7 protein-coding genes are annotated in these 14,709 nt (G+C 71.4%); 4 read left to right on the top strand and 3 right to left on the bottom strand.

The genetic code is table 11. The annotated features are described in order from the left end of the window. Both AB0L40_RS05940 and AB0L40_RS05935 read right to left on the bottom strand, forming a co-directional pair. Positions 1-2,925: a DEAD/DEAH box helicase gene (locus AB0L40_RS05940; protein WP_364350647.1), complete on the bottom strand. Its 2,925-nt coding sequence runs from the start codon at positions 2,923-2,925 to the stop codon at positions 1-3. Between the two features lie 494 nt (positions 2,926-3,419). Continuing rightward, positions 3,420-9,530: a DUF4011 domain-containing protein gene (locus AB0L40_RS05935; RefSeq protein ID WP_364350644.1), complete on the bottom strand. Its 6,111-nt coding sequence runs from the start codon at positions 9,528-9,530 to the stop codon at positions 3,420-3,422. Positions 9,531-9,772: 242 nt separating this feature from the next. Between AB0L40_RS05935 and AB0L40_RS05930 the strand changes: the two genes are divergently transcribed. The 4 genes from AB0L40_RS05930 (at position 9,773) to AB0L40_RS05915 (ending at position 12,317) form a co-directional block, all read left to right on the top strand. After that, entirely contained in the window at positions 9,773-10,447 is a 675-nt protein-coding gene (locus AB0L40_RS05930) for a hypothetical protein (RefSeq protein ID WP_364350641.1), read from the top strand. Continuing rightward, a complete protein-coding gene (locus AB0L40_RS05925) occupies positions 10,444-10,845 on the top strand; it encodes a hypothetical protein (RefSeq protein WP_364350638.1) in 402 nt (133 codons plus the stop codon). Before AB0L40_RS05930 ends, AB0L40_RS05925 begins: the two co-directional genes overlap by 4 nt. A gap of 420 nt (positions 10,846-11,265) precedes the next feature. Next, positions 11,266-11,475 carry an excisionase family DNA-binding protein gene (locus AB0L40_RS05920; RefSeq protein WP_364350635.1) on the top strand — a complete coding sequence of 70 codons (210 nt, stop codon included), beginning with the start codon at positions 11,266-11,268 and terminating at the stop codon, positions 11,473-11,475. 392 nt (positions 11,476-11,867) lie between these two features. Next, the gene (locus AB0L40_RS05915) at positions 11,868-12,317 is read left to right on the top strand and encodes a hypothetical protein (RefSeq protein ID WP_364350632.1); all 450 of its coding nucleotides are present in this window, start codon (positions 11,868-11,870) and stop codon (positions 12,315-12,317) included. A 234-nt stretch (positions 12,318-12,551) separates the two neighbouring features. Here AB0L40_RS05915 and AB0L40_RS05910 read toward each other — a convergent pair whose 3' ends face one another. After that, positions 12,552-14,525 carry a DUF6398 domain-containing protein gene (locus tag AB0L40_RS05910; protein WP_364350629.1) on the bottom strand — a complete coding sequence of 658 codons (1,974 nt, stop codon included), beginning with the start codon at positions 14,523-14,525 and terminating at the stop codon, positions 12,552-12,554. Positions 14,526-14,709: the final 184 nt, after the last annotated feature.

Below are 14,709 nucleotides of genomic sequence, written 5' to 3'. Positions count from 1 at the left end.
TCAGCCTCCTCCGGTCGAGCTGGGTACGAGCGCTCCGACGACCCGGATCAGGGGAGCGTCCGCCGGGGTGTTGTCGGCGATGAGCCCCTCGATCTGTCGCGACACGAGCTCGACGTCGTCCAAACGACGCCGTCGATGGGCTTCAGACTTGATGCCGGTCGCGATTCTCCGGGCCTCGGACTGCCAGCCCTCGAGTCTGCGACGCGTCTGTTCGAGGCGGTTCGTGACGTCCTCGAGAGGTTGTCGGAGGTCGTCGGCGAGTCGCGCCTGCATGGCCCGAACGACGGTCGGGACCAGGGCCTGGAGGTCCTGCGGATCCCCATCCCATGCCGGAGCGACCATCCGATGGCGCACGCCCGCCTCGGCGAGTGCGGCATGCAGATCCTCGAAGGTCACCAGGCCGTCTTCCACCGTGGCCGCAGACCACGCGGCGGCGATCGGCTCGCCGAGCTTGTTCGACCACACCCCGGAGACGAGCAGTGCCGGCTCCCGCACCGCACACGCGAGGGCAAGCGCCTCGTTCCGGGCGACCCGGTAGAGCAGCTTGTCTGCGACCCACTCGAGCACCGGGTGCTGGGGGCCTAGGTGGTGGATCTCCGGCCACGCGGTTCCGGTATCCCCGGACGCCGCTCGCTGTCCCACCGCGTCCTCGAGCGAGCGGTTGGCCGCCTCGGTGTCCGCCGTCAGCCTCAGCCGCTCGGCGAGGTTGCGCTGGCGAAGATACGACTGCGGCAGTCCCTTGAGGCGGTCCATCAGATCGTCCGGCGGCCTGAACGAGAGAACCGTGTCGTCCTCCTCCCAGCTGAGTTTTGCCCGAGACCCGATCGGCGACGGGTCCAGCGTGAGCAGGTGATCAACGGAGCGACGGAGGAAGTCATCGTCTCCCTCGAACAGGGACGGCGCGGGCTCCACCAGCACGGTTGGCGGCATGATGGCGGCCGAGGTCTCGCCGTCACCCGTTCCGTCAGCCGACGAGAGCCCCGCGAACGCCCACGGATCGAATGCGTCGATGTCCGGTGCAGCTGCCTCAAGCGCCGCCTCGCGATCCTCCCTCGTGCGGCGCCGGAGCGCGGCGACGATGGCCTGCTCTTCCGCCCCCTCGCTGTGCAGCCCCATAACCGAACTTGCATCACCGAGGGCCCGGTGCGCGGCGTTCTCTTTCTCGATGAGACGCGAGACGATCCGCATGTCTGACGCGACTTCGGCGTCCGCCGGTTGGTACACCAAGTAGCGGATCTCCGGGGAATGGAGCTGCCCGTATCGATCGATGCGGCCGTTGCGCTGCTCGAGCGTGATGAGCGACCAGGGAAGGTCGACGTGGACCATGTGGTGGCACTGGTGGTGCAGGTTCACACCCTCGGCCGCGATGTCCGATGTGACGAGGACCCGGATCTTCGCCGACGCCATCGAGAAGTCCTCGATGACCCGCTGCTGCTCGTCCTCCGACTTCGAGTTGTGGAAGGTCTGAACCTGGTCCGCGGACATCCCGAGCTCGGTCCTGATTGCCTCGGCGATCCAGTCGAGTGTCCTGATGCGTTCGGAGAACACGACCGCGCGCACGGGCTTCCGCTTTCCCACACCGATGTTCTTCAGGACGGACACCAGCTCTGCGACTTTCGCTGAGCCCGCAACCATGGCCGCCTGCGCCAGCACCCAGAGGCGACGAAGAGCCTCGTCCTCGGCGTCGGACACCGGCCGGTTAGGCGTCTCTAGCGCCGACGAGCTGCGCCTGGCGAGACGGTTCTCGATGGACTCTGCAAGCGCAGCCGGAGACGACAGGGCGGCTTTCAGCAACGTCCACGCGAACAGCGGGTCCGAACAGGGTGCCTTCGTCTCCGGACCGACCCACGTGGAGGACAGCTCGGCGAACAGCGCCTCCTCCTCGGCCGTTGGAACCACAGTGATCGGCGTAGGTTCGGCCCGTTCTGCCCACCTGTCCCCGATGACCGCCTCGACGTCCGGCGAATGCTTATGCCGTCGAACGACCAGATGCTCGATGTCGCCCGCGGTCACCTGATCGGGATCGGCGACGGCCGTTGGATCCAGCAGCGAGATCAACTCAGCGAATGATTCCGGCTTTCCGTTGTGCGGCGTCGCGGAGGACAGGATGAGCGCATCCGCATTCGGGGCCAAGACGTGTGCCAGCTGGTTGTTCAACGTCCCCTGGTTGACCAGCTTGTGAGACTCGTCAATCCAGACGACGTCCCACCGGACCTTCTCGAGGTGGTGCCGGTACCTGGAAGCACTCTTGATCGTGTCGATCGAGACGATCACGCGGTTGAAGTAGGCGAACGGGTTCCGGCCGGCGGGGATCTTCTGGCGCAGCCGCTGAATGCCGTCCGAGTCGAGACGGACAAGGGGCACGCCGGCGCGACACCAGAGCTCGTGCTGCACTTGGTCGAGGATGTGACGGGGCACGACGACGAGCACGCGGTTCGCACGGCCACGGCGTTGCAGTTCGGCCAGGAGCATCCCGACCTCGATCGTCTTCCCGAGACCGACGGAATCTGCGACGAGCAGGCGGGGCTGCAGCTGCGCCATCGCGGCACGGAACGGCTCCCGTTGGTACGGCAGCTCGTCGACGAGCATCTTGTGCCCGACGCTCAGGGCCGTGTGCGATATCGGCAGTGGGGTCCGGCGCACGAGGGACTCGAGGACGAGCCGCGTCTCGATGCCGTTCGCGGACGTGTCGACCCGGAACGTCGTCCTAGTCGGGTCCTCGGGCTCGATCGTGTCGATGTCCGAGTAGAACGACGCCGGCTGGTCCCGGACGAGCTCGGAGCGACCGACACAGCGAACGATCGCGCGAGTACCCATCGCCTGGCGCTCGATCTCGAGGACCTGCCATTCGAGGTCCCGGACGATGACGCGGCTGCCAGGGGCGATGAGGTCGAGGTCGGGACCGAGGGTTGCGGTGGGGGGCATCAGATGTCCAAAGCCGTCTCTCGTGCGGACCGATCTCTTGTTCTGCCCGGCTGCAACCGCGGAGCCGCAGCCCGCTGCGGGGACGCGATCTCGGCGGGCGATGGGCCCTCCCTGTTCATACTCCTGGTACTCCCTAGCACGAGCCTTACTGGGCGACAACGCCCCTTCCACATCACGGTCGTGATCCTACGCGCTGTTCTGACGGTGACGACGAAATCGGATGGGCGCCACTAGAACTCCGGACACATAGCGGTCCTGACCTGGAGCCCGAGACGGTCGTGAAGGCTCGCGTTTGTCGACCGGCACGCGCTCGGATGAACTCAGATGGCGCGCCTCCCCGACGAGAGGTGGTTCACCAACGTCCTCCCGACAGCGCCGTCCACCGATTCCAAAGAGAACCGCGCTCATCCCGCTCGACCCTTGCGTCTTCGTCGTGTCGGTCATCGTCAATCTCTTCGTGCTAGGGCGGCTTCGCACTCGCGGCGCTCGGCCGGTCAGGCGCCAGGCCGAAACCGGTCGCCATCGTGCATCAGCCTGCTAGTCGACAGGCCCAGGTCTCGGCACCGCTCCAGCCGCGACTGGCTCGTGGTCGTCAGACGTTTCTGCCCGAACACCGCCAGCGTTTCCCGAAACAGCTGCTCGTCGTCCCGGATCGGCGAGCGGGCGCAGACCGCCGCCATCGCGTTGACGATCTCCTCCGGTGCGATGTCCGAGAGGGGGCGGGCGAGGTCGGCCGGGGTGGTGCGGTAGCCGCGCCAGGTGGTCGGGTCGAGCTGGGTCGGCCAGACGAAGTCGCCCAGGTCGGAGGGGTGGATGAGGTCCGGCGGGACGAGGTCCAGGATGAAGCGCTGGCGGACGCCCGGGACGCGGTCGAAGCCGAAGCGGCGGGCGATCGAGCGGGCCAGGCGTTCGGTGGCGATCGGGCCCTCCTGTTCGACCGTTCGGCGGGCCGCCGCGGTGATCGTCGCGCGGACGCTGCGCGAGTTCGTGCGGTCCAGGTCGGCGCGCTCGCCGAGCGGCGTCGCGAGCTCCTCGACGTACTCCTCGCCGCGGGCGGTCCAGTCGCGCACCACCGGGCTTGCCATCGTCAGCGGGTCTCCCTCGATCGCCGGCGAGACCGCCGGCGGTGCCGCGAGGCTCGAGGCGTAGACCACATCGGTCTGGCGAGCCGACTCCTCCGGTTCGTCGGGCTCAGGGGCGACTTCGGGCACATGCGGGTCGAGGTCTCCGACCTCCGCGGAATCGTTCGCCGGCACATAGGTCTCGAGCTCGACCGGGTTCTCGTCGTCGAGGTCCTCGTCCTCGTCGCCCGCCGCAGCCTCCTCCTCGGCCCGCCGGCGCGCCTCGTCCATCAGGCGCTCCTGCTCGGCGGCGGCCTCCTCCAGCCGCAGGCGCTCCTCGTCGGCCCGCGCCTTCGCGGCCGCGATCGCCTCGTCGACCCGGTCGAGCACGCCCTCCGGGTCGTCCAGCCACTCCGGCAGCCAGACGCGCAGCGACGAGCCCCAGCCCATCAGGAGCTCGAGCAGTCCCGGAGTCAGGTCGCGGTCCGCCACCGTCGGGCGCTTCGCCCAGCCCGGGCCGTCGAGGACGATCGCCGCCTGCCAGCGGTCGACGTCGGCCTCCCGCACCACCAGGTCCAGCGAGAAGTCCGACAGCCCGTAGTTCGCCTCGACCTCGTAGCCGCGGCCCCGCAGTGCCTCGGCGATGTGCTCGCCGATCTCGTCGCGGCCGACCAGGGCGCGGTGGTGGGACGCGGTCGGGGTGGCGCCGCCCACCGCCATCTCGAGGTAGGCGCGCAGGTGGGCCATGCCGCGGGAGGAGGTGCGCGCCAGGTCGATGTCGGCGGGGTCGAAGGAGGTGAAGAGGACGACCTTGCGGCGGGCGCGGGTGACCGCGACGTTCAGGCGCTTCTCGCCGCCCTGGTTCGTGATCGGGCCGAAGTTCATCGGGAGGGGGCCGCCCTCGGGCCGCTTCGAGAACGCGGTCGAGAAGAGGATCACGTCGCGCTCGTCGCCCTGGACGTTCTCCAGGTTCTTGACGAAGATCCCCTCGGTCGCGTCGGGGCGCAGCTGGGCGGCGACGAGCGGATCGCCGCAATCGTCGAGCAGGTTCTGGACCAGCGTCTGCTGCTGCGCGTTGAACGTGACGACGCCGATGCTCTGGCCGGCGAGGGCCGGATCGGCCACCCGCTCGCGGATCTCGGCGACGATCGCCTCGGCCTCGACGCGGTTGGTGCGCAGGTCGCCGCCCGTGCTCTCGCGGTCGAACTGGCCCTGCACGCGCCGGAGCTCGACGCCGGCGGTCGGGTCGCCGCCCGGCGACGGCAGGCTCGCGAGGTTGCCCTCGTAGTAGTGCTGGTTCGAGAACGCGATCAGCGACTCGTCCTGGCTGCGGTAGTGCCACGACAGCCACAGCCGCGGCAGGCCGGACTCGACGCACTCGGTGAGGATGCTCTCGAGATCCTCCGGCGGCGCGTCCTCCTCGTCCTCCTCCCCCGCGCCGGTCATCGAGACCTTGCCGACCGACGTCGGCGGCATCTGCTGCGAATCGCCGACGATGACGGCGGAGCGGCCGCGGCCCAACGCACCGATGGCCTGCGGGACGGTCACCTGCGACGCCTCGTCGAAGACGACCAGGTCGAAGGTCACCGAGCCGGGCGGGACGAACTGCGCGAGCGACGTCGGGCTGACGAAGAAGCACGGGGTGGCCTCGAGGATCTCCTCGCCGTAGCGCTCGATCAGCTGCCGGAACGTCGCGCCCTTGCGCTTCGCGTCCAGCTGCCGGCGCAGCTCGCCGACCGGGCCCGCCAGGCGACCGGCCTGGTACGACCGGCGCTCGATCAATGCGGCCGGCAGGGCGACGGTCTGCTCCTCGCGCAGTGCCGACGCGGCGGTCGCGAAGTCCTCGATCTCGCCGCCCCGCAGCGCCGCGTCGAAGACGTCGAGCCCGCCGACGGCGCGGCGCTCGCGGACGGATGCCGTGGCCGATCCGCGCAGGAACGCGACCTCGGCCTCCTCCGCCGGCAGGCTCGCCGTCAGCAGCGCCTCGCGAAACTCGTCCAGTCCCGCGTCGCGGAGCGGATCGAGGAAGGCGACCATCTGCGCCCAGCGGCGGATCGGGACGTCGCCCCCGTCCGCGACCTCGGCCGACCAGTGGGCGAGGTCGTCGCGCAACGCGTCCGTCCACGCGCGGTCTCTGGTCCAGCGGGTCAGGTCGGCGTCGTCGGTGCCGAGCAGCGCCAGCCACCGGTCCGTCGCCGCCGCCACGGTCTCGAGCGTGCGGACGGACGACGCGTTCGCGGCGCCGTGCTCCTCCAGGCGGACCCAGAGGTCCGGGTGCGCGTCGGCGAAGGCCACGGCGCGGTCGATGTCGTCGAGCGCGGTGGTGAGGCGCGCCAGGGCGTCCGGGCGCAGCGGCGTCCAGTGGCTCGGGGTCGCGTCGCGCAGGAGGTCCCGCGCCTCCGTGGTCAGGCGCTTGGCGTGGTCGCGCGCACCGGAGACCGCCAGGACGAGGCCGTCGACCTGCTCCGGATCGAGGTCCTTCCCCGGCAGCAGCAGGCTGGCGACGGCCTGGTCGAACCGCTCGGCCCGCTTCTTCTTGCCGAACAGCCCCTTCTGCGCCTCGTCCGCCAAGCCGGCCAGCCCGGCGAGGTCGCCGTCCTCGAGGAACGTCGGCGTGAAGAGCTGGAGCACCGTCGCGTGCTGCTCCTGGAAGCGGACCAGCTCGTCGACGAGGCCCGCGCGGGCCGTGCGCCAGGCGGGAGCGCGGACCCGCTGGAGCTCGGCGGACCCGAACGCCTCGTGGTCGAGCCGCTCGCGGATCTGCGGGAGGATCGTCGCGAGCTCGCGGGGCGAGCCGACCAGGCCGGCCAGGCGCTGCCCGTCCGCGTCGGCTTCGAGCTCCTGAAGCGCGGACGCGAGCGCGGCGATCGCGGTGCGCGCCGCCGCGGCGTCGAGGTCATCAGGGACCCGGCCGACCAGCGCCCACGGGTGGCCCGCCGCCAGCCGCGTCGCGCGCGACGACCGCGCGAAGTTCTGCAGCGCGCCGCGGACCTCCTCGTCGGCGATCGGCGGGTCGAGCACGAACGACGCCGGCACCGGGGCCGACGGTCCCTCGCCGAACTGCCGGAGCCCCTCGACGGCGCCCCACAGCGAGTAGCCGAGGCCGTTCTTCGCGTGGACCTTGTCGGGGTACTCCGCCAGGGGCGCGTGCCGGCCGCGGAAGGTCGCGAGCTTCGCGTCCCACCCGCGCCGCTCGTAGCTCGCCTCGTTGTCGATCGCGCGCTTGAGCTGCTGGCGGATCAGTGCCGGCTGCTGGTCCTTGCCGTGGAGATCGAGCGTGAAGTGCTCGAGCCCGACCTTCGAGAGGCGCCGCTTGACGACGTCCAGCGCTGCCTGCTTCTCGGCGACGAAGAGCACGCTCTTGCCGCGGTCCAGCGCGTGGGCGATCAGGTTGGTGATCGTCTGTGACTTGCCGGTGCCGGGCGGTCCCTCGAGGACGAACGTCCGGCCGGCGGCGGCCAGCGCGACGGCGCGCAGCTGCGACCCGTCGGCGGGGATCGGCACCGCCACCTCGGTCTCGTCGACCTCCTGCAGCGCGATGTCGACGCCGTCGCCCGCCGGGTCCTGGAACGAGTCGCCGGCGTGCAGCGCGAGGTGCTGCACGATCGGGCTGCGCTGGAGGACGTCCCACGAGCGCTCGAGGTCCTGCCACATCCCGAAGGTGCTGAATTGGCAGATCGCGAGGCTCGCGACCTCGTCGATCCGGAAGTCGAGCGCGTGCTCGAGCAACGCGGCGCGGATCGCGGAGAGCGCGTAGGCGACGTCGATGCCGCTGTCGTCGAGCCGCGGCTGCTCGAGGGCTTCGATGCGGACCTCGTGCTTCAGCCGCAGCCACTCGACGAGGCAGTGGTTCGGGGTCGCGACGTTGGACGGGTCGACGGTGACGCGGAACTCGCTCCGACCGCTGCCGCCCTCGATCCGGGCGGGGATGAGGAACAGCGGGGCTCGGGCCTCCTTGCCGCCGGTGGTCTTGTGGACCAGCGCGCCGAAGGTCAGGTAGAGGTTCGAGTTGCCGGTCTCCTCGAACATCGTCCGGGCGGCGCGACTGAGACCGCGCAGGCCGTTCTGGTACTTCGCCTGGGTGACCGCGACGTGGATCGTGTGGTCCTCGCGGAGCAGCCGGGTGATCACCTCGGCGTCGACATCCTGCGCACGCCGGGCGCCCTGCAGCTGGTGGACGTCGCTCAGGGAGTCCTGCGGGCGCAGCCGGATGGTCTTTCCCGCGTGGACCAGGTCGTCGAGCAGCGGGAGTGCGCCGGCCGGGACGTGGAGGTCCAGGACCTGTGCGGACGGCCGCAGGTTCAGGAGGCGGTTTCGGGTGCTGAGGTCGAGAAGGGAGCGCTTCCACTTCACGACGCGCGGCGGGGCGTCGTCGCTGACGTCGAGCAGGACGTTGTCGCCCGTGTGGGCGGTCCGCAGCTCGGGCGGCAGGTCGAGCGGGTTCGCGGCGGCGGCCGCCGGCTTCGCCTCCGTCGGCGCGTCGATCTCGGCGAGCTCGTCGTGGCTCGGCAGCGGGCGGATGCCGTCGTGGCGGGCGGACGTGACGGCGATCAGACCGCGCAGGGCGTCGGGGTCGCTGAAGCGGGCTTTCGCCATCGCGACCGCCCCGGCGAAGCCGTGGTCCTGCTCGTCGCTGTAGTACGCGGCCTCGAGCGGGACGACGACGCCGGACTCGACGAGGTTCACGAGCTGGTTGGGCTCCGTCAGCACCGCCTGCGGCAGGCCCCCGCCCTCGCCGTCGCGCACGAAGCCCGCGAACGCATGCCCCTTCACGAGCCAGACCACGGGATACAGGCCGGCCTGTTCGAGGCACGCGGCGTAGGAGACGGCCAGGTCGATGCAGGTGCCGAAACGGTCGTCGAGGACCTGGGCGGTCGTCCGGACCTTCTGGCCGGAGTCCTCGAACGAGGCCGGCGGGTCGATGTAGCGGACGCCCCGCCGGTGCAGCGCGGCGTAGATCGCCGCCGCGATCTGGGCGGCCCGCTCGGGGCCCTTCTGGTAGCCGCCGAGGCTCGAGTCCTTCGTCTCCTTGCGAAGGATCTCGGCGGCCGTGTCCAGGACCGCGTTCACGGCGCGCGTGTTGGGCTGGACGAACGCCGCGAGCGACGAGAAGAAGATCGGTGCGTTGAACCACTCGTTGGCGGCCAGGACGTCGACCGGGATCGCGAGTTCGACGTCGTCGCCCCAGGTCCGCGAGGCGACGACCCGCAGCGTCGCGGGATGGCTCTCGTTCAGGCCGGCCAGGTGCTCGTGGGACGGATGGACGGCGCCGAAGTCGCTCCAGGCCAGCTCCTGACCGGGCGTCAGCTCCCCGTCGATCGTGCGGACCCATGGGTCCGACAGCTCGATCCCCTGCCCGTGCAGCGACACGGTCACGGTGACGTCGACCTGCGGGTGCTCCCCCACGTTGCGGACCAGCACGGACTGCACCAGCGGCACCCGGTTGTGGACGAGCGCCAGGTTGACGGCAGGCTGCGTCAGGACCTCGACCTCAAGGCCGTCGACGGCGACGTGGTGGCGGGCCCAGAGGGGCTCGTGGTCCATGGCTGCAGGCTCCTGGGGAACGGGTTCGAGGCGCCGGGCGGTGGCGGGCTCAAAGGGACGGTCGGTCGAGCATCGTCTGATCTGACGCCGAACTCAAGGGCCGTCGGCGGATGGGGGGGGATGCGCAGGGTCTCGGGGTCCGGGCCACGGGTCGCAGTGAGTCCGCGCGGGAGATCGGGGCTCTGCGCCGAATCTGTGGCGAGTGCCGCGGCAGCGAAATGCCGCTCTACACTCGGGTCAGGGTGGATGAACGCATCGAACAGCGGGCCAAGACGCCGCGCTACTCCTTCACCGCCGCCGGACAGCTGGTCGGACGGCCGGGGAGCACCGTGAAGCGCTGGACGGCGGGGCACACTCGCCGCCATCAGGGCGCGACGGTCATCGACCCGCCGCTGATCCGCATGGACGGGACCCCGGAGTCGCTCCCGCTCTCGTTTCTCAACCTGCTCGAGCTGCAGATGCTCGTCCGCTATCGCGACGACGCGGCGCTGCAGTCGATCCGGAAGGCCCTCGACTACTGCGCCGTCGAACTCCAGGTCGATCGGCCGCTGCTGACGGTCGACTTCAAGGTCCACGGCGGCGAGCTGTTCACGCGGTTCTCCGAAGAGCACGACGATCTGCTCGTGAACGCCACCCGAGCCGGGCAGACCACGATCGAGGACGTCGTCTCACAGGCCACCGCGAACATCGACTACGCGTCGGAGCTCGCGCAGCGCTGGTGGGTCGTCTCACGCGACGTCCCGATCGTCATCGACTCGCGCCTCGCGGCGGGACGGCCGGTCACCGCCGAGACCGCGGTGCGGATCGACGCCATCGTCTCCCGTGCTTCCGAGGGCCTCGGCGTCGACGAGATCGCCTACGACACGGGTGCGTCGACGGCCGAGGTCGAGGCCGCCCTGCAGCACGCCGCTGCGTGATCACCGACCTCTACGTCGAGAACGGCGTCGGTCGCCGGGTCACTGACGCGATCAGCATCTTCACCGGATCTCACGGCATCACTGCGCATTTCCAGCATGACGTCCATCCGGCGATGCAGATCGCCCAGGAGGGCGACGAGTGGTGGATCGAGGACGCGGTGGCCCGAGGGTGGGCGATCCTCACGCAGGACAAGTCGATCCTGCAGCAGGGCCCTGAGCGTGAAGTGCTGAAGGCCGCCGGCGGGACGCTCTTCGCGCTGAGTCGGGCGGACTTCCCGATGTGGGAGAAGTTCCGCTGCTTCGCCGTCAGCTGGCCGGCCGTCAGCGCCATGCTCGCTGCGTCCGGGCCGCAGGCCATGGTGCTGCAGAAGACGGGACACGAGATCCGGTCGCTCTGATCGACAGGGCGATGCCGTCGTCGTAAGCCGCCGCACAGACCGATGCCGTTGCCAGCACGGCGAGAGATGCCTGGTCCCCCGGTCGTCGGACGAGGCCGAAGCGGCGTGGCACTTGTGGCACTTGATCGCCGACTCTGCGCATATGGTTCCCTGATCGGACGGCGTCGAGCGACCCGACCCCGTCCAAGGAACAGGATCCATCGTGTCTTCCGGCACCACCGTCCCCGTCAGCGCCGAACCGCAGGAGCTCAAGCAGGTCCAGCGCCTCGCGGCGTCGCTGGACGACTCCGCTGCGGCCGAGCTGGTGTCCCGGACGGCGAGCGCCTGGCCATCCCCCCGAGCATCTTCCTCGCCCTGCGGCAGGTCGTCGACGCGCTCGCCGCGGGCGGCGAGGTCACCCTCGCCCTGGGTGACCCGCTCATGACGACCCGCCTAGCCGCGGTCGCGCTCGACGTGAGCCGGACGCACCTCCTCAAGCTGCTCGACGACGGCGAGGTCGCGTTCGAACGGGTCGGAACGCACCGGCGCGTGCGGGCCAGCGAGGTGTCGCGGTTCCACGATGCGCGCCGAGTCCCGCGGAAGGCGGCGCTCGACGCACTTGCCGCGCTGGATCAGGACGACTACCGCTGAGCCGCCGAGGCTGTCCGCGGACGGGGATACCGTCCGCGGGTGGCCCTGCTGCGCGTTCGCGTCGACACGTGCGTGCTCTACCCACCGGCGGTTCGAGACGTCCTCCTGGGGCTCGCCGGCGAGGACGCGTTCGAGGTGCGGATCTCGACGGGCGTCCTGACCGAGCTCGAAGACGTCCTCGTCCGCCGCGCCGGTCTGACGAGCGATGCGGCGGCCCTGCGCGTGGCGGAGATCACGAACGTCGCCGAGACCTTCGGTGCCCTCCACGGGTCGGGGAAGGACGTCGCCGAGATCGGGCGTTCCGAGCCGTGGGACACGTCTGATCGTTTGGCCTCACATTTGGCACGGTTTCCCCCTGGTGACGACACAGGCCCCGCCCGCAGACTCCCGGCATGTCCGCTTCGCAAGACCAGATCGTCCACGGTGAGTTCCTGGAGGCGCGCGACGATCCGTCGTGGGACGTGCTCTACGCCGCTCTTCGGCCCGAGACCCTCGCCGACTTCTTCACCTGGATGGGGGACCTCAGGCTCGAGGACGGGACGCGGGTCCACGTCTACCGGCACCTGGAATCCCGCTCGTTCCTGCACGTCACCGGCGATGGCCGGGCGCTGATCTACGTGGGCGGCGAGAACCGGTACCGCTTCGTCCCGATCGCCGACGCCGTGCGGAACGCCTTCGTGTCGCGGCGCCGTCCGATGGTCGAGTTCCCCGACGAGGCCGGCTGCGCGGCGCTGGACGCGATGTACCGGGTGCTCTGCGACGCGTCCGACGAGCTCGGCATCGAGCGACCGCAGCGCGACGTGGTGATCCGGGTGCCGGGCGCGGAGGACCAGGCCGCCTAGATCACGCGATCGAAGGGTGCGGCCTTCCGGAACGCCGTCGGCCCGATTCCGGGGTGGTTCCGTCACCGCGGATCGCCCGTTCCTCCGAATCCTGCCCGTGGACACCCCCGTCGGTCCCTCGTCGTTCTTCGGGCCCGACGTGCAGTGGTTCGCCGACGGTCGCGAGCTCCCGTCGCGACGGGAGCGGCGGATCGCCCCTCGCGGGCGTCCGATCGCCCCTCGCGGCCCCGGCCCTCACCGCCTCCGCAAGTACCACGGCAGGTCGTTGAACGACGGGTGCGTCACCGCGGCGTCGCCGGTGCGGAGGTCGAGCTCGTCGCGGATGCGGGCGGACTTGCCGGTGATCGTGCCCTTCGGCACGCCGGTGGCGGCGGCGAGGCCGTCGGCGGTCAGGTACGGCTCGGAGCCACGTTGGGCCAGGCCGCTGATCGTGCCGGCGGCGTGCAGCACCCCGGCGGCCCAGATCTCGCGGCGGCCGCGGGCCAGCGGCGACGGGCGCTTGCGCGCCAGCCGGGCGACGATCTCGCGGGCGATGCGGGCGTAGGCGGCGTCGAGTGCCTGCAGCGCGACCCGGTCGGTGTGCGCGACGATCTCGCCGGCGGCCTCCCGGAGGGCGACGGGCACGCGCAGCACGGCGAGATCGAGGGGCTCCAGGGTCGACGGCCCGGGCCCGCGCGCGTCGACCGGCTCGATCGCGGCGACGGCCCGCTCGAGGTTGCGGCGGATCTCGGGGTCCAGGCCGGCCCCGAGGTGCGGCGGCGCCATGTCCTCCGGCGCGGGGAGCGAGGCGTTGTAGACCGCGATGAAGCGGTCGATCGCCGCCTGGTCGGTCAGGTCGACGCCGGCCTCCTGCATCGCCATCCCGATCGCCTTCGCCGGGCCCCAGCGGCCCTGGTCCGCGACCGCGGCGCGCAGCTCGTCCTCCCACCGGCCCACCGAGGCGACGGCCTCCTCGGTCGCCGAGGCGCCCACTCCGCGCTGCTCCGCCGCGAAGCGGACCCACGATCGCAGGACGTCGGGCAGGCGGGCGAACGTCTCGTCCCCGAAGGTCGCCTTGCGCGGCAGGAAATCGACCATGAACATCTCGACGACGACCGGGCTCCAGCGGGCCGGATCGCCGCCCGCGTAGTCCGCCGCGAAGTCGATCGCCGACGCGACGATCGTCGCCGACGCGTCGTCGCGGTCCGGCGCCCCGGGCGACGCGAAGAACGCCTCGAACAGCCGGTCGCGCTCCTCGACGGACGCGACGTCGCGATCGTCGCGGACGGCCTCTGGCGGGATCTCGCCGTCGAAGAGGCTCAAACGCTGCAGGACGAGCCCCCAGAGCACGGGGACGTCCTCCCCGAACGGCGGATCGACCGTCACGAGCGAGCGCGCCATCGCGAGCGTCGCGCGCCGGCGGGCGTCCTCCAGGTCGATGCGCTCGAAGCGGAGCGACCCGAAGTCCGGGTGATCGGCATTGGCGGCAATCTGAGCCTGGAGCTGCGCGAGGGGCGGGCCGACGAGCAGGTCCTTCGCGAGCCCGCCCATGTTGCGGTCCACGTACACGCCGATCGTGTGCGCCTCGTACGCGGGCCCCGCGAACTCGATCAGGATCGTCCGCCCGTCGTCGAACTGGTCCTCGGTCAGGCTGCCCGCGGCCACCGGCGCCAGGCCGCGCGAGGCGGCGTACCACGCGGGGTCCGGCTGGCCGTCGGCGACCAGGACCTCGGCCGCGCGGGCCGCTGCGGTCGCCGTCCGCTCCGTCGCGCCCAGCTCCAGCGCGCGGAGGGCCGCCACGGCCCTGGAATCCGCGAACGACGCCGTCTCGCGCACCAGCGCAATGCCGATGTCGGCCTCCGGACCGTCCGGGCCGACCCTCGTGTCCGTCGCCCACGGCTCGCAGACCTCCGACCCGAGGAGCGCGCCGCGGAGCGGGCCGTCGACGCGGGCGGCGGCACGGCGCAGGCCCGCGGCGACCGCGGCCGTGGTCTGCTGCAGGTCCGCGTCCCCGCCCAGGCCACCGCCGCCGAACGCGTCGCCGCCGAACGGATCGCCGGCGAGCGCCCCGTCGCGGCGGGCCGTCGCCCGGCGTGCCGCGTCGCGCGCCTCCTCCTCGCCGCGGCGCCGAGCCTCGGTCTGGCTCGCCGGGTGGCCCTGGCGGCGCTTCGCCCGACGAGAGGACGAACCGGCGCGCGAGCGATTGCCACGGGATCGCTTGGAGGACATCAGGCGGAATATAGGGCCACGAGCGGCGCAGGCTCTCCGGCGACGACGCTCGTCGCCACGCGACCCCGGGTCACGCCAGGGGGCGCGTGTGCCGATCCCCTCCCGGGGGCGCCGGGGGACGGCGAGCGCGTCCTCCGGGACGGCGTCTGCGCGCCGGTCGGCGAGGGTCCTTCCGGGTCCCGGT

Source organism: Patulibacter sp. NPDC049589 (genome assembly GCF_040675535.1).
Classification (GTDB): domain Bacteria; phylum Actinomycetota; class Thermoleophilia; order Solirubrobacterales; family Solirubrobacteraceae; genus Patulibacter.
Note: the sequence above shows the minus strand (reverse complement) of the source record. Positions and strands in the feature narration are given on the sequence as shown.

Coding starts and splice junctions, on each gene's coding strand:
- AB0L40_RS05940 (WP_364350647.1), bottom strand. CDS start 2,925: ATGCCCCCCACCGCAACCCTCGGTCCCGACCTCGACCTCATCGCCCCT.
- AB0L40_RS05935 (WP_364350644.1), bottom strand. CDS start 9,530: ATGGACCACGAGCCCCTCTGGGCCCGCCACCACGTCGCCGTCGACGGC.
- AB0L40_RS05920 (WP_364350635.1), top strand. CDS start 11,266: ATGACGACCCGCCTAGCCGCGGTCGCGCTCGACGTGAGCCGGACGCAC.
- AB0L40_RS05915 (WP_364350632.1), top strand. CDS start 11,868: ATGTCCGCTTCGCAAGACCAGATCGTCCACGGTGAGTTCCTGGAGGCG.
- AB0L40_RS05910 (WP_364350629.1), bottom strand. CDS start 14,525: ATGTCCTCCAAGCGATCCCGTGGCAATCGCTCGCGCGCCGGTTCGTCC.